The 20637-nt window shown below is 69.9% G+C and carries 18 protein-coding genes; 13 read left to right on the top strand and 5 right to left on the bottom strand.

The window, feature by feature from the left end; translation table 11 throughout:
* The first annotated feature begins 49 nt into the window (after nucleotides 1-49).
* The 10 genes from uvrC to pgi all read left to right on the top strand — a co-directional run bounded on the left by uvrC (nucleotide 50) and on the right by pgi (nucleotide 11006).
* Nucleotides 50-2029 (top strand): excinuclease ABC subunit UvrC, encoded by a 1980-nt coding sequence (gene uvrC, locus OG917_RS08245; protein ID WP_328316891.1) that lies wholly within the window; start codon nucleotides 50-52, stop codon nucleotides 2027-2029.
* Nucleotides 2022-2966, top strand: a complete 945-nt coding sequence (gene rapZ, locus OG917_RS08240) for an RNase adapter RapZ (RefSeq protein WP_328316890.1) — start codon at nucleotides 2022-2024, stop codon at nucleotides 2964-2966. The genes uvrC and rapZ overlap by 8 nt, the downstream gene beginning before the upstream one ends.
* Complete coding sequence (locus tag OG917_RS08235) at nucleotides 2963-3991, top strand: gluconeogenesis factor YvcK family protein (RefSeq protein ID WP_328316889.1); 1029 nt, start codon at nucleotides 2963-2965, stop codon at nucleotides 3989-3991. The genes rapZ and OG917_RS08235 overlap by 4 nt, the downstream gene beginning before the upstream one ends.
* Nucleotides 3982-4971, top strand: a complete 990-nt coding sequence (gene whiA, locus OG917_RS08230) for a DNA-binding protein WhiA (RefSeq protein ID WP_328316888.1) — start codon at nucleotides 3982-3984, stop codon at nucleotides 4969-4971. The genes OG917_RS08235 and whiA overlap by 10 nt, the downstream gene beginning before the upstream one ends.
* A 265-nt stretch (nucleotides 4972-5236) precedes the next feature.
* A complete protein-coding gene (gap, locus tag OG917_RS08225; RefSeq protein ID WP_328316887.1) occupies nucleotides 5237-6241 on the top strand; it encodes a type I glyceraldehyde-3-phosphate dehydrogenase in 1005 nt (334 codons plus the stop codon).
* 107 nt (nucleotides 6242-6348) lie between these two features.
* Entirely contained in the window at nucleotides 6349-7560 is a 1212-nt protein-coding gene (locus OG917_RS08220; protein WP_328316886.1) for a phosphoglycerate kinase, read from the top strand.
* A 7-nt stretch (nucleotides 7561-7567) separates the two neighbouring features.
* Complete coding sequence (gene tpiA, locus OG917_RS08215) at nucleotides 7568-8353, top strand: triose-phosphate isomerase (protein WP_328316885.1); 786 nt, start codon at nucleotides 7568-7570, stop codon at nucleotides 8351-8353.
* 111 nt (nucleotides 8354-8464) lie between these two features.
* On the top strand, nucleotides 8465-8695 hold the full coding sequence (gene secG, locus OG917_RS08210) for a preprotein translocase subunit SecG (RefSeq protein ID WP_250303883.1): 231 nt from the start codon (nucleotides 8465-8467) through the stop codon (nucleotides 8693-8695).
* Between the two features lie 133 nt (nucleotides 8696-8828).
* Complete coding sequence (locus OG917_RS08205; RefSeq protein ID WP_328316884.1) at nucleotides 8829-9164, top strand: RNA polymerase-binding protein RbpA; 336 nt, start codon at nucleotides 8829-8831, stop codon at nucleotides 9162-9164.
* 186 nt (nucleotides 9165-9350) lie between these two features.
* A complete protein-coding gene (gene pgi / locus OG917_RS08200) occupies nucleotides 9351-11006 on the top strand; it encodes a glucose-6-phosphate isomerase (RefSeq protein ID WP_328321732.1) in 1656 nt (551 codons plus the stop codon).
* Nucleotides 11007-11096: 90 nt separating this feature from the next.
* Here the strand turns inward: pgi and pgl are convergent, their stop codons facing one another.
* The 5 genes from pgl to tkt are packed head-to-tail and all read right to left on the bottom strand — an operon-like array spanning nucleotide 11097 to nucleotide 17691.
* Nucleotides 11097-11879: a 6-phosphogluconolactonase gene (gene pgl, locus OG917_RS08195; RefSeq protein WP_328316883.1), complete on the bottom strand. Its 783-nt coding sequence runs from the start codon at nucleotides 11877-11879 to the stop codon at nucleotides 11097-11099.
* Nucleotides 11876-12925, bottom strand: coding sequence for a glucose-6-phosphate dehydrogenase assembly protein OpcA (opcA, locus tag OG917_RS08190; RefSeq protein ID WP_328316882.1), 1050 nt, complete (start codon nucleotides 12923-12925; stop codon nucleotides 11876-11878). The genes pgl and opcA overlap by 4 nt, the downstream gene beginning before the upstream one ends.
* A complete protein-coding gene (gene zwf / locus OG917_RS08185; RefSeq protein ID WP_328316881.1) occupies nucleotides 12922-14445 on the bottom strand; it encodes a glucose-6-phosphate dehydrogenase in 1524 nt (507 codons plus the stop codon). Before zwf ends, opcA begins: the two co-directional genes overlap by 4 nt.
* A gap of 4 nt (nucleotides 14446-14449) precedes the next feature.
* Nucleotides 14450-15568, bottom strand: a complete 1119-nt coding sequence (gene tal, locus OG917_RS08180) for a transaldolase (protein WP_328316880.1) — start codon at nucleotides 15566-15568, stop codon at nucleotides 14450-14452.
* Nucleotides 15569-15603: 35 nt separating this feature from the next.
* Nucleotides 15604-17691, bottom strand: a complete 2088-nt coding sequence (gene tkt, locus OG917_RS08175; protein WP_328316879.1) for a transketolase — start codon at nucleotides 17689-17691, stop codon at nucleotides 15604-15606.
* A 331-nt stretch (nucleotides 17692-18022) separates the two neighbouring features.
* Here tkt and OG917_RS08170 point away from each other — a divergent pair, with 331 nt between their 5' ends.
* From OG917_RS08170 to OG917_RS08160, 3 genes are all read left to right on the top strand, one after another.
* Nucleotides 18023-18976: a heme o synthase gene (locus tag OG917_RS08170; RefSeq protein WP_443058923.1), complete on the top strand. Its 954-nt coding sequence runs from the start codon at nucleotides 18023-18025 to the stop codon at nucleotides 18974-18976.
* An 86-nt stretch (nucleotides 18977-19062) separates the two neighbouring features.
* Complete coding sequence (locus OG917_RS08165) at nucleotides 19063-19413, top strand: hypothetical protein (RefSeq protein WP_328316877.1); 351 nt, start codon at nucleotides 19063-19065, stop codon at nucleotides 19411-19413.
* A 65-nt stretch (nucleotides 19414-19478) separates the two neighbouring features.
* Nucleotides 19479-20573: an amidohydrolase family protein gene (locus OG917_RS08160; RefSeq protein ID WP_328316876.1), complete on the top strand. Its 1095-nt coding sequence runs from the start codon at nucleotides 19479-19481 to the stop codon at nucleotides 20571-20573.
* Nucleotides 20574-20637: the final 64 nt, after the last annotated feature.

The following is a 20637-nucleotide window of genomic DNA, read 5'->3' as shown; positions in this document are numbered from 1 at the left end:
CGCCCGCGGTGACTCCGCGCTGTCAGTCACCGCCAGTAGGGTGGGAGACATGGCAGACCCCTCCAGTTACCGCCCCAAGCCGGGACAGATCCCCGACTCCCCGGGGGTCTACAAATTCCGCGACGAGCACCACCGGGTGATCTACGTCGGGAAGGCGAAAAGCCTGCGCCCGCGCCTGTCCTCGTACTTCCAGGACCTGGCCAATCTCCACCCGCGCACCCGCACGATGGTCACCACGGCCGCGTCCGTGGAGTGGACCGTGGTCTCCACGGAGGTCGAGGCGCTCCAGCTCGAATACTCCTGGATCAAGGAATTCGACCCCCGTTTCAACGTCAAGTACCGGGACGACAAGAGCTATCCGTCCCTCGCTGTGACGCTGAACGAGGAATTCCCGCGGGTGCAGGTGATGCGCGGCCCCAAGAAGAAGGGCGTGCGCTACTTCGGTCCGTACGGCCACGCCTGGGCCATCCGCGAGACCGTCGATCTGATGCTCCGCGTCTTCCCGGTGCGCACCTGCTCCGCCGGGGTGTTCAAACGCTCCGCGCAGATCGGCCGCCCCTGCCTCCTCGGCTACATCGGCAAGTGCTCGGCCCCCTGTGTCGGCCGTGTCACCCCCGAGGAGCACCGTGAACTCGCGGAGGAGTTCTGCGACTTCATGGCCGGCCGCACCGGTGCCTACATCCGCCGCATCGAGAGGGAGATGCGGGAGGCGGCCGAGGAGATGGAGTACGAGAGGGCCGGCAGGCTCCGCGACGACATAGAGGCGCTCAAGCGCGCCCTGGAGAAGAACGCCGTCGTCTTCAACGACGCCACCGACGCCGACCTGATCGCCGTGGCCGAGGACGAGCTGGAGGCCGCCGTCCAGATCTTCCACGTCCGGGGCGGCCGGGTCCGCGGCCAGCGCGGCTGGGTGACCGACAAGGTCGAGGCGGTGGAGACCTCCGGCCTCGTCGAGCACGCGCTCCAGCAGCTGTACGGCGAGGAGCAGGGTGAGGGCGTGCCCAAGGAGGTGCTGGTCCCGGCGCTCCCGGAGCGGACCGAAGCCGTCGCCCAGTGGCTCGCCGACCGCCGTGGTTCCCATGTCTCGCTGCGCATCCCGCAGCGCGGTGACAAGAAGGACCTGATGGCGACCGTGCAGCGCAATGCCCAGCAGGCGCTGGTGCTGCACAAGACCAAGCGCGCCTCCGACCTCACCACCCGGTCCCGGGCCCTGGAGGAGATCGCCGCGGCCCTGGGCCTCGACAGCGCCCCGCTGCGGATCGAGTGCTACGACATCTCGCACCTCCAGGGCGACGACGTGGTGGCGTCGATGGTGGTCTTCGAGGACGGTCTGGTCCGCAAGGGGGAGTACCGCCGCTTCCAGATCAAGAGCTTCGAGGGGCAGGACGACGTCCGGTCCATGCACGAGGTGCTCACCCGGCGCTTCCGGCGGTACCTCCAGGAGAAGGAGCGGACCGGGGAGTGGACCGAGGAGCAGGCCGCCGAGGCCTGCGAGGAGGACGGCCGCCCCAAGCGCTTCGCCTACCCGCCCCAGTTGGTGGTGGTCGACGGCGGGCAGCCCCAGGTGGCGGCGGCGAAGCGGGCACTCGACGAGCTGGGCATCGACGACGTCGCGGTCTGCGGGCTGGCCAAGCGGCTGGAGGAGGTCTGGCTCCCCGACGACGACGATCCGGTGGTCCTGCCGCGGTCCAGCGAGGGGCTCTACCTCCTCCAGCGGGTGCGTGACGAGGCCCACCGTTTCGCCATCACCTACCAGCGGGCCAAGCGGGCCAAGCGTTTCAAGGCGGGCCCGCTCGACTCGGTGGCCGGGCTCGGCGACACCAGGAAACAGGCTCTGATCAAGCACTTCGGCTCGGTGAAGAAGCTTCGGCAGGCAACAATCGACCAGATCTGCGAAGTGCCCGGCATAGGCCGCAGGACGGCCGAGTCGGTGGCCGCGGCGCTCGCACAGGCGGCCCCGGCCGCACCTGCCGTGAACACGGCCACAGGAGAGATCATGGAAGACGACGGGGGCGACACGCATGAGTGACGAACAGGAACGGGACGGAACACACGTGAGTACGGGCAGTGGGGGCACGGGCACGGCAGCCGAGACAACGGAAGCGGCCATCCCGGAGCTGGTGATCATCTCCGGGATGTCCGGCGCCGGACGGTCCACCGCGGCGAAGTGCCTGGAGGACCTCGGCTGGTTCGTGGTGGACAACCTCCCGCCCGCGCTGATCCCCACCATGGTGGAGCTCGGCGCCCGCTCGCAGGGGAACGTGGCCCGTATCGCCGTGGTCGTCGATGTCCGGGGCCGCCGCTTCTTCGACAACCTCCGCCAGTCCCTCGCGGACCTGGCCGCCAAGGAGGTCACCCGGCGCATCGTCTTCCTGGAGTCCTCGGACGACGCGCTGGTGCGCCGCTTCGAGTCGGTCCGCAGACCGCACCCGCTCCAGGGGGACGGCCGGATCACCGACGGCATCGCAGCCGAGCGCGACCTGCTGCGCGAGCTCCGCGGCGACGCCGACCTGGTGATCGACACCTCCAGCCTCAACGTGCACGAGCTGCGAGCCAAGATGGACGCCCAGTTCGCAGGCGACGAGGAGCCCGAGCTGCGGGCGACCGTGATGTCGTTCGGCTACAAGTACGGGCTGCCGGTCGACGCGGACCTCGTCGTCGACTGCCGCTTCCTGCCCAACCCGCACTGGGTCCCCGAACTGCGCCCGTTCACCGGCCTCAACGAGGAGGTGTCCGCGTACGTCTTCAACCAGCCGGGCGCCAAGGAGTTCCTCGACCAGTACAGCGAACTGCTCCAGATCATCGCCACCGGCTACCGCCGTGAGGGCAAGCGGTACGTGACCATCGCCGTCGGCTGTACCGGCGGCAAGCACCGCTCCGTTGCGATGTCCGACAAGCTCGCCGCCCGGCTGGCGTCGGAAGGGATCGAGACGGTGCTCGTCCACCGGGACATGGGGCGCGAGTGACGGGCCGCAGCACCGCCAGGCTGCGGCGCGTACGGCTGGTGCCGGGCCGGACCAGGCGCGGCACCCAGCCGAAGGTCGTCGCGCTGGGCGGCGGCATGGGGCTCTCCGCGTCGCTGGCCGCGCTGCGCCGGATCACCGGGGACCTGACCGCCGTGGTGACCGTGGCCGACGACGGCGGCTCCAGCGGCCGGCTCCGCGAGGAGCTGGGTGTGCTGCCGCCGGGCGATCTGCGCAAGGCGCTCGCCGCGCTCTGCGGGGACGACGACTGGGGACAGACCTGGGCCCGGGTCATCCAGCACCGCTTCCAGTCCAAGGGCGATCTGCACGAGCACGCGGTCGGGAATCTGCTGATCGTCGCCCTCTGGGAGCAGCTCGGCGACCACGTACAGGCCCTGGACCTGGTCGGCAGGCTGCTCGGCGCGCACGGCAGAGTGCTGCCGATGTCCGCGGTGCCGCTGGAGCTCCAGGCGCTGGTACGCGGCCACGATCCGAACCGTCCTGACGATGTCGACACGGTCCGCGGGCAGGCCACGGTGGCCCTCACCCCCGGCGAGGTGCAGTCCGTGCACCTCGTGCCGAACGACCCGCCGGCCGTCCCCGAGGCGGTCGCGGCGGTCCTCGACGCGGACTGGGTCGTGCTCGGTCCCGGCTCCTGGTTCTCGTCGGTGATCCCGCACCTGCTGGTGCCTGAACTGCTCGACGCGCTGATCGAGACGAAGGCGCGGAAGGTGCTCTCGCTCAATCTCGCTCCGCAACCCGGTGAAACCGATGGCTTCTCACCGCAGCGTCATTTGGAGGTTTTGGCCCGACACGCCCCTAAACTCGCCATGGACGTGGTGCTTGCCGACGAGGCCGCCGTGCCCGACCGCCCGAGTCTCGCCGAAGCCGCCAAAGGGCTCGGCGCGGCGGTCGAGCTGGCCCCCGTGGCCTCGCCCGACGGCTCCCCGAGACATGACAGGGAGCTGCTGGCCGCCGCGTACGACCGTATTTTTCGGATGCATGGAAGGATCGGCCCATGGCGATGACGGCAGCGGTGAAGGACGAAGTCTCCCGGCTCCCCGTCACCCGGACCTGCTGCAGGAAGGCGGAGGTTTCGGCGATTCTTCGGTTCGCCGGCGGGCTGCACCTGGTGAGCGGGCGGATTGTGATCGAGGCGGAGCTGGACACCGCCATGGCGGCGCGCCGGCTGAAGCGGGACATCCTGGAGATTTTCGGACACAACTCCGAACTGATCGTGATGGCCCCCGGCGGTCTGCGCAGAGGCAGCCGCTACGTCGTACGCGTGGTGGCGGGCGGCGACCAGCTGGCACGCCAGACCGGCCTGGTGGACGGCCGCGGCCGCCCCATCCGCGGGCTGCCCCCGCAGGTGGTCTCGGGGGCCACCTGCGACGCCGAGGCGGCCTGGCGCGGCGCCTTCCTGGCGCACGGCTCGCTCACCGAGCCCGGGCGCTCCTCGTCGCTTGAGGTGACCTGCCCCGGGCCCGAGGCGGCGCTCGCCCTGGTGGGGGCGGCCCGCAGGCTCCAGATCCCCTCCAAGGCCCGTGAGGTGCGCGGTGTGGACCGGGTCGTCGTCCGGGACGGGGACGCGATCGGCGCCCTCCTCACCCGGCTCGGCGCACACGAGTCCGTGCTGGCGTGGGAGGAGCGGCGGATGCGCCGCGAGGTCCGCGCCACCGCCAACCGCCTCGCCAACTTCGACGACGCCAACCTCCGCCGCTCGGCGCGGGCCGCGGTCGCGGCCGGGGCCCGGGTGGGCCGCGCGCTGGAGATCCTCGCCGACGAGGTGCCCGAGCACCTCGCGGCGGCCGGCCGGCTGCGGATGGAGCACAAGCAGGCGTCGCTGGAGGAGCTCGGTGCGCTCGCCGACCCGCCGCTGACCAAGGACGCCGTGGCGGGCCGCATCCGCCGGCTGCTGGCCATGGCGGACAAGCGGGCGCAGGATCTGGGGATTCCCGGAACCGAGTCCACGCTTTCCGAGGAGATGGACGACAGCCTGGTCGGCTGAGCGCCGAATCCGGCGGAACCGCAGCGGTATTCGCCACGGAGTTCCGTCCGCCGGTGCCGGTGCCCATATGGGTACCGGCACCGTCGTATGAGCCGGGCGTATGTACTGGTGGGTACGGGTCTCCGTGCCGCATGTGAAATTCCGTACGGTCCTGTTCGATATGACCCTGAGGCCTTTCGGGAGGTAGGGTCGTAGGCGGTCGGGGACATCCCATACATCTCGCCGTGGCGTCGAAACCCGGCGTACCAACGAGGAGATCGAGTTCGTGACGATCCGCGTAGGCATCAACGGCTTTGGCCGCATCGGTCGTAACTACTTCCGCGCGCTGCTGGAGCAGGGTGCTGACATCGAGATCGTGGCTGTCAACGACCTGGGTGACACCGCGACCACCGCGCATCTGCTGAAGTACGACACGATTCTGGGCCGCCTCAAGGCCGAGGTCTCGCACACCGCAGACACCATCACCGTTGACGGTCACACCATCAAGGTGCTGTCCGAGCGCAACCCGGCCGACATCCCCTGGGGTCAGCTGGGCGTCGACATCGTGATCGAGTCGACCGGCTTCTTCACGAAGAAGGCCGACGCCGAGAAGCACATCGCCGGCGGCGCCAAGAAGGTCCTCATCTCGGCTCCGGCCAAGGGCGAGGACATCACCATCGTGATGGGCGTGAACCAGGACAAGTACGACGCGGCCAAGCACCACGTCATCTCCAACGCCTCCTGCACCACGAACTGTGTGGCGCCGATGGCCAAGGTTCTCCTGGAGAACTTCGGCATCGTCAAGGGCATGATGACGACGGTCCACGCGTACACCAACGACCAGCGCATCCTGGACTACCCGCACTCGGACCTGCGCCGCGCCCGCGCCGCCGCCGAGAACATCATCCCGACCACCACGGGCGCCGCCAAGGCGACCGCGCTGGTCATCCCGGAGCTCGAGGGCAAGCTCGACGGCATCGCGATGCGCGTCCCGGTCCCGACGGGCTCCGTGACCGACCTGGTCATCGAGCTGGAGCGCGAGGTCACCAAGGACGAGGTCAACGCCGCGTTCCAGAAGGCCTCCGAGGGCCAGCTCAAGGGCCTCCTCGACTACACCGAGGACCCGATCGTCTCCTCGGACATCGTCAACTGGCCGGCGTCCTGCACCTTCGACTCCTCCCTGACCATGGTCCAGGGCAAGAGCGTCAAGGTCATCGGCTGGTACGACAACGAGTGGGGCTACTCCAACCGCCTGGTCGACCTGACCGTCTTTGTCGGCAACCAGCTCTGAGCACGGGCCGGTAGGCACCTCGATGTGAGCACGGGGCTCGGACTGCGCAACGAAGCGCGGTCCGGGCCCCGTCGCCTGTCCAGATCGTCCAAGGAGTCCTGGAACCCATGAAGACCATCGACGAACTTCTCGCCGAAGGGGTCGCGGGCAAGCGGGTATTCGTCCGCGCCGACCTCAATGTGCCGCTCTCCGGCACCACGATCACCGACGACGGCCGGATCCGCGCCGTCCTGCCGACGGTCACCAAGCTCGCGGAGGCCGGCGCCCGTGTCGTCGTCGCCTCGCACCTGGGCCGCCCGAAGGGCGCCCCAGACCCGGCGTTCTCGCTCGCGCCCGCCGCCGCCCGCCTCGGTGAACTCCTCGGCGCCGACGTCGCGTTCGCGACCGACACGGTCGGCGATTCCGCCAGGGCCACGGTCGCCGGCCTCGCCGACGGCCAGGTCGCCGTCATCGAGAACCTCCGCTTCAACGCCGGTGAGACCTCGAAGGACGACGCCGAGCGCGGCGCCTTCGCCGACCGGCTCGCCGAGCTCGCCGATGTCTACGTCGGTGACGGCTTCGGCGCCGTCCACCGCAAGCACGCCTCGGTCTACGACCTCCCCGCGCGTCTGCCGCACGCCGCCGGCTACCTCATCGCCACCGAGGTCGGCGTCCTCAAGAAGCTGACCACCGACGTCCAGCGCCCGTACGCCGTGGTGCTCGGCGGCGCCAAGGTCTCCGACAAGCTGGGCGTCATCGACCACCTCCTGGAGCGCGCCGACCGCATCCTCATCGGCGGCGGCATGGCGTACACCTTCCTCAAGGCCCAGGGCCACGAGGTCGGCAGCTCCCTCCTGCAGGAGGACCAGATCCCGGTGGTCCTGGAGTACCTGGAGCGCGCCAAGGCCAAGGGCGTGGAGTTCGTGCTCCCCGTCGACGTCGTGGTCTCCGACGGCTTCCCCGACCTCAAGGCCAAGGCGCCGACGCACCCCGACACGGTCCCCGCGGACGCGATCCCGGCCGGGCAGATGGGCCTGGACAACGGCCCCGAGACCAACAAGCTCTACGCATCGAAGCTCGCCGACGCGGCCACCGTCTTCTGGAACGGCCCGATGGGCGTCTTCGAGCACCCCGACTACGCCGACGGCACCCGTGCCGTCGCGCAGGCGCTCGTCGACAGCCAGGCCTTCACGGTCGTCGGTGGCGGCGACTCGGCCGCCGCGGTCCGCATCCTGGGCTTCGACGAGAACACGTTCGGACACATCTCGACCGGTGGCGGCGCCAGCCTCGAATACCTCGAAGGCAAGACGCTTCCCGGCCTCGCCGCACTGGAGAACTGACAACCTCATGACACAGCAGAGCACCCGCACCCCGCTCATGGCGGGCAACTGGAAGATGAACCTCAACCACCTTGAGGCCATCGCACACGTCCAGAAGCTCTCCTTCGCCCTCGCCGACAAGGACTACGACGCGGTCGAGGTGGCGGTCCTGCCGCCCTTCGTCGACCTGCGCTCCGTCCAGACCCTCGTCGACGGCGACAAGTTGAAGATCAAGTACGGCGCCCAGGACATCTCGGCGCACGACTCCGGCGCGTACACCGGTGAGGTCTCCGGTCCGATGCTGGCCAAGCTGAAGTGCGCCTATGTGGCCGTCGGGCACAGCGAGCGCCGTCAGTACCACGCCGAGACCGACGAGGTCTGCAACGCCAAGGTGAAGGCCGCCTACAAGCACGGCATCACCCCGATCCTCTGCGTCGGCGAAGGGCTGGACGTCCGCAAGGCCGGCCAGCAGGTCGCGTACACGCTGGGCCAGCTCGACGGCGGGCTCAAGGACATCCCGGCCGACGAGGCCGAGTCCATCGTGATCGCGTACGAGCCGGTGTGGGCCATCGGGACCGGCGAGGTCGCCACCCCCGAGGACGCCCAGGAGGTCTGCGGGGCGATCCGCGGCCGGCTGGCCGAGCTGTACTCGCAGGAGCTGGCCGACAAGGTCCGCATCCAGTACGGCGGCTCGGTCAAGTCCGGCAACGTGGCCGCGATCATGGCGCAGCCCGATGTGGACGGTGCGCTGATCGGCGGCGCCGCCCTAGACGCCGACGAGTTCGTCAAGATCGTCCGCTTCCGCGACCAGTGAGTATGCGCTAGCGCGGATCCGTCGTACCCTTGCGGGGCCGAGACGGCTGGCAACAGCCGTCCGGCCCCTTCGTCCGTTATGAGTTCCGAGGAAGTTGGTCCAGCCGTGATTCTGGGGTTCTCGATCGCCCTGATCGTCTTCAGCCTGCTGCTGATGCTGCTGGTGCTGATGCACAAGGGAAAGGGCGGCGGCCTCTCCGACATGTTCGGTGGCGGCATGCAGTCGTCCGTCGGCGGCTCCTCGGTCGCCGAGCGCAACCTCGACCGCATCACCGTGGTGCTCGGCCTGCTGTGGTTCGTCTGCATCGTCGTGCTCGGTCTGCTGATGAAGCTGAAGAACTGACCATCGGTATCCGCGTTCCCGCCGCGCGCCGCCCGCGTTTCGCCGCGGGGGTGTAACTCCAATCACTGGACGCGCGTTGGGCCTTACGTAGACTGGGGCACCTTCGAGCACCATCACGCAGGGAGTTACGACCGTGGCAAGTGGCAACGCGATCCGGGGAAGCCGGGTCGGAGCGGGGCCGATGGGGGAGGCCGAGCGGGGCGAGTCCGCACCGCGCCTGTGCATCTCCTTCTGGTGCTCGAACGGGCACGAGACGCAGCCGAGCTTCGCCCACGACGCGCAGGTTCCCGAGACCTGGGACTGCCCGCGCTGTGGGTTCCCGGCCGGTCAGGACAGCGACAACCCCCCGGACCCGCCGCGCACCGAGCCGTACAAGACTCACCTCGCGTATGTGCGCGAGCGCCGCAGCGACGAGGACGGCGAGGCGATCCTCGCCGAGGCCCTGGCGAAGCTGCGGGGCGAGATCTAGCAGTGTGAATTCCGGCCGGACCCCACGCGGGTGTCCGGCCGGACTGCGTAGGAGCCGCCGCCGGTCGTGGCGGGGCACCGGTCCATGAGCCGCGAGTGCTGGTCGCGGCACTCGTCCGCCCGATCAATTAGGTTGGACGGAGCGGAGCATGCACGCAGGTACGAGAAGAATGGACTGATGTCCGAGATGAACGCAGCAGGCCGTGCCAGGCTCAACCAGATGCCCGAGTGGACCGCACTGGGCAAGCACCGGGAGCAGCTGGGCGACACCGGCCTCCGGGAGCTGTTCGACGGGGACCCCGAGCGGGGGAGTACCTACACCCTCCGGGCGGGCGACCTGTATCTCGACTACTCCAAGCACCTGGTGACCGGTGAGACGCTCGGCCTGCTCCGTGAGCTGGCCGCCGCCACCGGGGTGGCCGGGCTGCGCGACGCGATGTTCCGCGGCGAGAAGATCAACACGACCGAGGACCGCGCGGTGCTGCACACGGCGCTCCGCGCCCCGCGTGGAGCGGTCGTCGAGGTGGACGGGGAGAACGTCGTACCCGCGGTGCACGCCGTGCTCGACAAGATGTCCGCCTTCTCGGACAAGGTCAGGTCGGGCGAGTGGACCGGTCACACCGGCCGGCGCATCAGGAACATCGTCAACATCGGTATCGGCGGTTCGGACCTGGGCCCGGCGATGGCGTACGAGGCGCTGCGCTCCTTCGCCGACCGCGACCTCCGGTTCCGCTTCGTCTCGAACGTCGACGGGGCCGACCTGCACGAGGCCGTGCGGGACCTGGACCCGGCGGAGACCCTCTTCATCGTCGCCTCCAAGACCTTCACCACCATCGAGACCATCACCAACGCGACCTCCGCGCGCAACTGGCTGCTGACGAACCTGCGGGCCGGCGAGGACGCGGTGGCCAAGCACTTCGTGGCCCTGTCGACGAATGCGGAGAAGGTCGCGGACTTCGGTATCGACACGGCCAACATGTTCGAGTTCTGGGACTGGGTCGGCGGCCGGTACTCCTACGACTCGGCGATCGGTCTCTCGCTGATGATCGCGATCGGTCCGGAACGCTTCCGGGAGATGCTCGACGGCTTCCACCGGATCGACGAGCACTTCCGCACCGCGCCGCCCGAGGAGAACATCCCGCTCCTGCTCGGCCTGCTCGGCGTCTGGTACGGGGCGTTCTTCGACGCCCAGTCGCACGCCGTCCTGCCGTACTCGCACTACCTCTCCAAGTTCACCGCCTACCTCCAGCAGCTGGACATGGAGTCCAACGGCAAGTCCGTGGACCGTGAGGGCAATCCCGTCGACTGGCAGACGGGGCCCGTGGTCTGGGGCACGCCCGGCACCAACGGCCAGCACGCGTACTACCAGTTGCTGCACCAGGGCACCAAGCTCGTGCCCGCGGACTTCATCGGCTTCGCCAAGCCCGTCGACGACCTGACCCCGGGTCTGGCGGCCCAGCACGACCTCCTGATGGCGAACTTCTTCGCCCAGACCCAGGCGCTGGCCTTCGGGAAGACCCCCGACGAGGTACGGGCCGAGGGCGTCGCCGAAGAGCTGGTCCCGCACAAGACGTTCCGCGGCAACCACCCCACGTCGACGATCCTCGCCGACGCGCTCACCCCGTCCGTCCTGGGGCAGCTGATCGCGCTCTACGAGCACAAGGTCTTCGTCCAGGGCGCCATCTGGAACATCGACTCCTTCGACCAGTGGGGCGTCGAGCTCGGCAAGGTGCTCGCCAAGAAGATCGAGTCGGTGCTCACCGGCGGCCGGGGCGGTGCGGACCTGGACAGCTCCACCGCCACGCTGGTCGACACCTACCGGGCACTGCGGGCCAAGCAGTAACGGCGCACGGCCGGCGGACCCCGCACAGGACCGGCCCGCACCCCCAGCAGGGGGTGCGGGCCGGTCCTGTGCGCCTGCCGGTCCTCTGTGTCAGGCCGTGGCGGGCGCGTAGAGCTGGGGCGGCAGCTGGGAAGCCGCCGCCGTGTCCAGCAGCCACAGCGTCCTGCTGCGGCCCCGGGCACCCGCTGCCGGGGCCTGGACCTCTCCGGCCCCCGACAGCGCGAGCGCCGCAGCCCCCGCCTTGTCCTCGCCCGCGGCGAGCAGCCACACCTCGCGCGCGGCCCTGATCGCGGGCAGCGTCAGAGACACCCGCACGGGCGGCGGCTTGGGCGCGCCGTGCACGCCGACGACGGTCCGTACGGACTCCCGTACGGCGGGCAGCTCGGGGAAGAGCGAGGCCACATGCGCGTCCGGGCCCACCCCCAGCATCAGGACGTCGAACGCCGGCACGTCGCCGTGGTCCTCCGGGCCGGCCGCCGCGGCCAGCTCCGCCGCGTAGGCCGCGGCGGCGGCCTCCACGTCGCTGCCGTACGGACCGTCCGAAGCGGCCATGGCGTGCACCCGCTCGGGGGCGACACCCACCGAGTCGAGCAGCGCCGCCCGCGCCTGGGTGACGTTCCGCTCGGGGTCGCCCTCCGGCAGGAAGCGCTCGTCGCCCCACCACAGATCGATCCGCGACCAGTCGACGGCGTCCCGTGCGGGCGCCTCGGCGAGGGCCGCGAGCAGCCCGTTGCCGTTGCGCCCGCCGGTGAGCACCACGGAAGCCGAGCCGCGGGCGGCCTGGGCGTCCACGATCTTCGTGATCAGCCGGGCCGCCGCGGCCTGTGCCATCAGCTCCTTGTCGCGGTGGACGACGAGCTGCGGCGCGCTCACTTCGACGCCGCCTTCTTTGCGGGGGCCTTCTTCGTGGCGGCGGCCGGCTTCCCGGCCTCCTCCGCGGCGTCCTCGGACCCGGTGCCGGACCCGCCGGCGTCCGCCGCCTTCTCCGGCGCCGGGGTGACCAGCCGGTCCACGCCGTACTTCAGCGTGGCCGCGTAGGTGTCGTCGGGATCGAGCCTGCGCAGCTCCTCGGCGAGCAGCTCCGAGGTCTCCCGGCGCTTGAGCGCCACCGCGCGGTCCGGCTGGCCCTCCATGCAGAGGGTGGCCAGCGAACCGTCGGGACGGTCCAGCACGATGTCGCCGTGGTCCGTCTGCATCCGTACGGCGGTGAGACCGGGGCCGGACGAGACGCTGCGGGTCACCGGTACGTCGAGCCGCTCGGCGAGCCACATCGCGAGCAGCTCACAGCTCGGATTGAACTCCTCGCCCTCCACCTCGGCGCCCTTCACCCGGCTCGGCACCTGGTCGAGGGCCGCGGCGAGCATTGAGCGCCAGGGGGTGATGCGCGACCACGACAGGTCCGTGTCGCCCGGGGAGTACGCGGCGGCGCGGCTCGTGAGTTCCGCGATCGGCTGCTCGGCCGCGTACGAGTCGGTGACACGTCGCTGGCCCAGTGCGCCCAGCGGGTCCTTCGCGGGGTCGAGCGGCGCGTTCACCGGCCACCAGACCACCACGGGGGCGTCGGGCAGCAGCAGTGGCAGGACCACCGACTGGGCGTGGTGCAGCACCTCGCCGTACATCCGCAGGACGACGGTCTCGCCGCTGCCCGCGTCCGTACCGACCCGGATCTCCGCGTCGAGCCGGGCCGTGGCCCTGCTGCGCGGGGAGCGGGAGACCCGCTTGACGACCACCAGGGTGCGCGAGGGGTGCTCGCGCGACGCCTCGTTGGCCGCCCTGAGCGCGTCGTAGGCGTTCTCCTCGTCGGTGACGATGACGAGGGTCAGCACCATGCCGACCGCGGGGGTGCCGACGGCACGGCGCCCCTCCACCAGTGCCTTGTTGACCTTGCTGGCCGTGGTTTCCGTCAGATCGATTTTCATGGCCGACGCCAGCTCCGTCCTTCTCGTGCGAGCATTTCGTCCGCCTCGGCCGGTCCCCAGGTGCCCGACTCGTACTGCGCGGGCTTTCCGTGGGTGTCCCAGTACTCCTCGATCGGGTCGAGGATCCGCCAGGACTGCTCGACCTCCTCCAGACGCGGGAAGAGGTTCGAGTCGCCGAGCAGCACATCGAGGATGAGCCGCTCGTACGCCTCCGGGCTGGACTCGGTGAAGGACTCGCCATAGGCGAAGTCCATCGACACGTCCCGGATCTCCATCGAGGTGCCGGGCACCTTGGATCCGAACCGCATGGTGATGCCCTCGTCGGGCTGGACGCGGATGACGATCGCGTTCTGGCCCAGCTCCTCCGTCGCCGTGTGGTCGAACGGCGAGTGCGGGGCGCGCTGGAAGACCACGGCGATCTCGGTGACGCGGCGGCCCAGGCGCTTGCCGGTGCGGAGGTAGAAGGGGACGCCCGCCCAGCGGCGGTTGTCGATCTCCAGCCGCACCGCGGCATAGGTGTCGGTCGTCGACTTGGGGTCGATGCCGTCTTCCTGGAGGTAGCCGACGGCCTGCTCGCCGCCCTGCCAGCCCTCGGCGTACTGGCCGCGGACGGTCTCCTTGCCGAAGTCCTTCGGCAGCCGCACGGCGCCGAGCACCTTGGTCTTCTCGGCCACCAGCGCATGGGCGTCGAAGGAGGCGGGCTCCTCCATCGCGGTCAGCGCGAGCAGCTGGAGGAGGTGGTTCTGGATGACGTCACGGGCCGCGCCGATGCCGTCGTAGTACCCGGCCCGGCCACCGATGCCGATGTCCTCGGCCATGGTGATCTGGATGTGGTCGACGTACGACCGGTTCCAGATCGGCTCGAAGAGGGTGTTGGCGAAGCGGAGCGCCAGGATGTTCTGGACGGTCTCCTTGCCGAGGTAGTGGTCGATCCGGAAGACCTCGTGCGGCGGGAAGACCTCGTGCACGACCTTGTTGAGATCCTGGGCGCTCTTCAGGTCGTGGCCGAACGGCTTCTCGATGACGGCACGGCGCCAGGAGCCGTTCTGCTGGTCGGCGAGCCCGTGCTTCTTGAGCTGCTGGACGACCTTGGGGAAGAACTTCGGCGGGACCGACAGGTAGAAGGCGAAGTTGCCTCCGGTGCCCTGCTGCTTGTCCAGTTCCTCGATCGTCGCCTTGAGCGTGGCGAAGGCCGCGTCGTCGTCGAAGTCGCCCTGGACGAAACGCATGCCCTGGATGAGCTGCTGCCAGACCTCCTCGCGGAACTGCGTCCGCGCGTGCTCCTTGACCGAGTCGTGGACGACCTGGGCGAAGTCCTCGTCCTCCCAGTCACGGCGGGCGAAGCCGATGAGCGAGAAGCCCGGCGGGAGGAGGCCGCGATTGGCCAGGTCGTAGACAGCGGGCATCAGCTTTTTACGGGACAAATCACCCGTGACGCCGAAAATGACCAGGCCCGACGGCCCCGCGATACGCGGGAGCCGTCGGTCCGCGGCGTCACGCAGCGGGTTGCTGCTTGACAAGGTTTCAGCCCTCCGAAGGAGCGAGGCGCTCGAGCTCCGCCTGAGTGGACTTGAGCAGGTCGTTCCAGGAGGTCGCGAACTTCTCCACGCCCTCGTCCTCCAGGACCTTCACGACGTCGTTGTACGGGATCCCGAGCTTCTCGATGTCGTCGAGCTCGGCACGGGACTGCTCGTAGGTGCCGGAGACGGCGTCCCCGGTGACCTCGCCGTGGTCGGCGGTGGCGTTGAGGGTCGCCTCCGGCATGGTGTTCACCGTGTTGGGGGCGACGAGGTCCACGACGTACATCGTGTCGCGGTATGCCGGGTCCTTGACGCCGGTCGACGCCCACAGCGGACGCTGCTTGTTGGCGTGGGCCTTGTCGAGCGCGGCCCAGCGGTCGGAGGAGAAGATCTCCTCGTACGCCTGGTAGGCGAGGCGGGCGTTGGCCACGGCCGCCTTGCCCTTGAGCGCCTTGGCCTGGTCGGTGGCCAGGGCGTCCAGCCGCTTGTCGATCTCGGTGTCCACCCGGGACACGAAGAAGGACGCGACCGAGTGGATCTTGGAGAGGTCGAGGCCCGCGGCCTTGGCCTTCTCCAGGCCCGCCAGGTAGGCGTCCATGACCGCGCGGTAACGCTCCAGCGAGAAGATCAGCGTGACGTTGACGCTGATGCCCCGGCCGATGGTCTCGGTGATGGCCGGCAGGCCGGCCTCGGTCGCCGGGATCTTGATGAGCGTGTTCGGGCGGTCCACCAGCCAGGCGAGCTGCCTGGCCTCGGCGGCGGTGGCCTGGGTGTTGTGGGCGAGGCGCGGGTCGACCTCGATCGAGACCCGGCCGTCCTGGCCGTCCGTCGCGTCGAAGACCGGGCGCAGGATGTCGGCGGCGTCACGGACGTCCGCCGTCGTGATCATGCGGATGGCCTCCTCGACGGAGACCCTGCGGGCCGCGAGGTCGCTGAGCTGCTGGTCGTAACCGTCGCCCTGGGAGATCGCCTTCTGGAAGATCGACGGGTTGGTGGTGACACCCACCACGTGCTGCTGGTCGATCAGCTCGGCGAGGTTGCCGGATGTGATGCGCTTACGCGAAAGGTCGTCGAGCCAGATCGCGACGCCTTCGTCGGAGAGGCGCTTGAGTGCGTCTGTCATGGGAATTGCATCTCCTACTTGTCTGTATGTAAGCGTCAGCGCGCTGCGGCTTCGAGTGATTCCCGGGCGGCCTGTGCGACAGCCTCCGGGGTGAAGCCGAACTCGCGGAAGATGACCTTGGCGTCGGCGGACGCGCCGAAGTGCTCCAGCGAGACGATCCGCCCCGCGTCACCCACGAAGCGGTGCCAGGTCAGGCCGATACCGGCCTCGACCGCCACGCGCGCCCTGACGGCAGGCGGCAGCACCGAGTCGCGGTACGCCTGGTCCTGCTCGTCGAACCACTCGACGCAGGGCATCGAGACCACCCGGGTCGGAACGCCGGCGGCCTGGAGCTGCTCGCGCGCCTCGACGGCCAGCTGCACCTCGGACCCGGTGCCGATCAGGATGACCTCGGGCTCGCCGCCCTCGGCGTCGAACAGTACGTAGCCGCCCTTGGCCGCTTCGTCGTTCGCCTCGTACGTCGGCACACCCTGGCGGGTCAGCGCGAAACCGTGCGGGGCGCCCTTGCCGAACACCTTGGTGTAGCGCTGGAGGACCTCGCGCCAGGCGATGACGGTCTCGTTGGCGTCCGCAGGGCGGATCACGTTCAGGCCGGGGATGGCACGCAGCGAGGCCAGGTGCTCCACCGGCTGGTGCGTCGGGCCGTCCTCGCCGACACCGACCGAGTCGTGCGTCCACACGTAGGTGACCGGCAGGTGCATCAGTGCGGAGAGCCGGACCGCGTTGCGCATGTAGTCGGAGAACACCAGGAAGGTGCCGCCGTAGATGCGCGTGTTGCCGTGCAGCGCGATGCCGTTCATCTCCGCGGCCATGGAGTGCTCGCGGATCCCGAAGTGGACCGTGCGGCCGTAGGGGTCGGCACCCGGCAGCGAGTTGCCCGCGGGCAGGAACGACGACGTCTTGTCGATCGTGGTGTTGTTCGAGCCCGCGAGGTCGGCGGAGCCGCCCCACAGCTCCGGGATGACACCGCCCAGCGCCTGGAGCACCTTGCCGGAGGCGGCGCGGGTGGCGAGGGACGTGCCGGCCTCGAAGGCGGGGAGCTCGTCCTGCCAGCCCTTGGGCAGCTCGCCCGCACGGATCCGGTCGAACTCGGCGGCGCGCTCCGGGTTGGCGGTGCGCCACGCGGCGAAGCTCTTGTCCCACTCGGCCTTGGCGTCACGGCCGCGGTCCAGGAGGGCGCGGGTGTGCGCGAGGACATCGCCGGAGACGTCGAAGGACTTCTCCGGGTCGAAGCCGAGGACCTTCTTGGTCGCGGCGACCTCCTCGTCGCCGAGAGCCGACCCGTGCGCGGCGCCGGTGTTCTGGGCGTGCGGCGCGGGCCAGGCGATGATCGAGCGCATCGCGATGAACGACGGGCGCCCGGTCTCGGCCTTCGCGGCCTGGAGCGCCGTGTACAGCGCGGCCGGGTCGAGGTCGCCGTTCTCCTTCGGCGCCACACGCTGGACGTGCCAGCCGTACGCCTCGTAGCGCGCGCAGGTGTCCTCGGACACCGCGGTCTCGGTGTCGCCCTCGATCGAGATGTGGTTGTCGTCCCACAGCAGTACGAGGTTGCCGAGCTTCTGGTGGCCCGCGAGGGAGGACGCCTCGGAGGAGATGCCCTCCTGGAGGCAGCCGTCACCGGCGATCGCGTAGATGAAGTGGTCGAACGGTGAGGTGCCGGGGGCCGCGTCCGGGTCGAAGAGACCGCGCTCGTAGCGGGTGGCCATGGCCATGCCCACTGCGTTGGCGACACCCTGGCCCAGCGGCCCTGTGGTGGTCTCGACGCCGGAGGTGTGCCCGTACTCCGGGTGCCCCGGGGTCTTCGAACCCCAGGTGCGGAACGCTTCGAGGTCCTCCAGCTCCAGACCGAAGCCGGCCAGGTAGAGCTGGGTGTAGAGGGTCAGCGAGGAGTGACCGGCCGAGAGGACGAACCGGTCACGACCGGTCCAGTCGGGGTCGGCCGGATCGTGCCGCATCACCTTCTGGAAGAGGGTGTACGCGGCCGGGGCCAGGCTCATGGCCGTACCGGGATGGCCGTTGCCGACCTTCTGTACGGCGTCCGCGGCCAGCACGCGGGCGGTATCGACGGCCCGCTGGTCCAATTCGGTCCACGCGAGTTCAGTGGTGGTCGGCTTGGTACTCACCCTGGGTCAGGGCTCCTCTCCACATATGTAATCCCGGTTACGTTCGGTGCACCGGGCGTTGTCGAGCCTACCCCCGCAGCAACGCCCGTCTTTTCGAGTTCCCGTCGGTGGGAGACAGACACTTCCCAGGGTGCGGGCGCGGCCGACGATTCGCCCGTCGAGGGAGGCTCCTCCGCACGGAACAGCCGCCCATTCCGCCCGGAACAAGGGGCCCAACACGACCGCACCCCCGGGGATGGCGACGTATGGGCAACGTCTAGAGTGGCGTGGTACGCGCAAGTCTTTACCGGCTCTTCACGGCCGGAACTTGCTGGGAAATTCTCTGTCAGGGGTGTACGTGACGGCCGTCGAGTCCCGACCCGCAGGGGTCGTCCTGACTCCCAGCCCGGGGGCCCATCGGCCATTCGGGGCCCGCGTCAGGGCTTTTGTGGCGCTGACAAAGCCGCGGATCATCGAACTGCTGCTGATCACCACCGTGCCGGTGATGTTCCTCGCGAAGCAGGGCGTGCCCAATCTGTGGCTGGTGCTGGCGACCTGCTTCGGCGGTTATCTCTCCGCCGGCGGCGCCAACGCGTTCAACATGTACATCGACCGCGACATCGACGCGCTGATGGACCGCACGTCGCAGCGTCCACTGGTCACGGGCATGGTGTCGCCGCGCGAGTGCCTGATCTTCGCCTTCGCGCTGGCCACGTTCTCCACGCTCTGGTTCGGGCTGCTCGTCAACTGGCTCTCCGCGGCCCTCTCGCTGGGCGCGCTCCTCTTCTATGTCGTCGTCTACACGATGATCCTCAAGCGCCGGACCTCGCAGAACATCGTCTGGGGCGGCATCGCGGGCTGTATGCCCGTGCTCATCGGCTGGTCCTCGGTCACGGACTCCATGTCGTGGGCCCCGGTCATCCTCTTCCTGGTGATGTTCTTCTGGACGCCGCCCCACTACTGGCCGCTGTCGATGCGGGTCAAGGACGACTACGCGCGCGTCGGGGTCCCGATGCTGCCGGTCATCGCGACCAACCAGGTCGTGGCCAAGCAGATCGTCATCTACAGCTGGGCGATGGTCGTGGTCTCGCTGCTGCTGACCCCGCTCGGTTACACGGGCTGGTTCTACACGGTGGTGGCTGTGCTCTCCGGCGCCTTCTGGCTGCGGGAGGCGCACGCGCTGCGGAGCCGGGCCAAGAGCGGCGTCACGGGCGCCAAGCTCAAGGAGATGCGGCTCTTCCACTGGTCGATCACCTATGTGTCGCTGCTCTTCGTGGCCGTCGCGGTGGACCCCTTCCTGCGCTAGCGATACCCCCGCGACGGGCAGGCGCAGTGGCTCACGCCACGCACCTGCCCGTCGCGCGTTGTGCTACCCGCTAGTAGCATGCCGCCATGGCAGAGACGCAGGTTGACGAGAAGCGGGACGCCGGAGCCGAACGGAAGACGGCGAGGCTCGCCCGGCAGATCCAGTCCTTCGGCCGGGCACACGGCGGCGCTGAGGCGCAGCTCGCGTACATCGGCGAGCGCGGGGCGCGCATCGTGCTGGTGGGCGAGGACGGCAGCTGGGGAGACCTGGTCGCGCCGTCGTACGCCATGGCGCAGAGCGCTGCCGAGCAGGCCGGGGTCACCGTCCACGAGTCCTTCGACGGCGACCTCGCGGCCAAGGTCCGCACCGGTCCTTACGAGTGGAAGCGGATGGCCGGTATCCAGCTCGGCGGCTCCGGAGCCGCCGCGGCCGGCTGAGGGCAACACCTGGGGGCGGGTTTCCCCGTTAGGGCTGGAGAGGACAGCCCGAACCGGAGGCCCGGATGATCGAGACACCCTGCCTGGTGGACCAGTTCTGCCACGGCGTGCTCCGCACCGAGCTCGGTCTCGGCACGTTCGAGGCGCACCTCGGCAGGAATCCCGGCCCGCCCGCCCCCGGCACCACCTTCTTCGACACCCAGACCGGCTTCGCCGTGCGCCGCTGGTGCCCGCCGCTGCTCGGACTCGAACCGCACTGCGCCCCCGCGCGCTACCTCGCCCGCCGGCGCGAGCTGGGCGTCCTGGAGGTGGGCAGACGGCTGCTGCGCTCCAGCGGGATCACCACGTATCTGGTGGACACCGGACTTCCGGGCGACCTCACGGGGCCCGCCGAGATCGCGGCGGCAGGCGGCGCCGACGCCCACGAGATCGTCCGGCTCGAACTCCTCGCCGAGCAGGTCGCCGACACGTCGGGCACCGTCGAGTCGTTTCTCGCGAACCTGGCCGAGGCGGTGCACGGGGCGGCCGGATCCGCTGTGGCCTTCAGCTCGGTCGCCCCCGTACGGCACGGGCCCGCCCTGGAGCCCGACCCGCCCGGCGCCGGTGAGGTGCGCGGCGCCGCGGGGCGCTGGCTCGCGGACCGCCAGGTCGGCGGGAGACTCACCGACCCGGTGCTCCTGCGCCATCTGCTGTGGAACGCCGTCGCGTCCGGCCGCCCCCTCCAGCTGCATCTCGGGGCCGGTGACCCGCTGCAGCTGGAGGCCTTCATCGTCGCGGCGACCGGGCTCGGCACCGACCTGGTACTGCTGCACGGGCACCCGTACCACCGGCAGGCCGCGCACCTGGCGAGTGTCCACCCGCATGTGTACGCCGACCTGGGGCCCGCCCTCGCGCACACGGGGGCGCGGGCCGCCACCGTGCTCGCGGAGATCCTGGAGCTCGCGCCGTTCGGGAAGCTGCTGTTCTCCAGTGGCGCCCGGGCCCTGCCCGAGCTGCATGTGGTGCGTGCGCGGGTGTTCCGGGAGGCGCTGGGCCGGGCGCTGGGCGGCTGGGTCGCCGACGGCGCCTGGTCGCGTACGGACGCCACCCGGGTCGCCGGAATGATCGCGGCGGGCAACGCCCGCCGCGTCTACGGTCTCGAAGAACCCGGCAAGGCCTGAGGGCTGTCCGTGATCCGTGGCGGGCGCACGACGACAGTTACGGCACATCGCCGTGTTGCCGGAA

This window comes from Streptomyces sp. NBC_00388, from assembly GCF_036061255.1.
In the GTDB taxonomy this organism is placed as follows: Bacteria; Actinomycetota; Actinomycetes; order Streptomycetales; family Streptomycetaceae; genus Streptomyces.
Note: the sequence above shows the minus strand (reverse complement) of the source record. Positions and strands in the feature narration are given on the sequence as shown.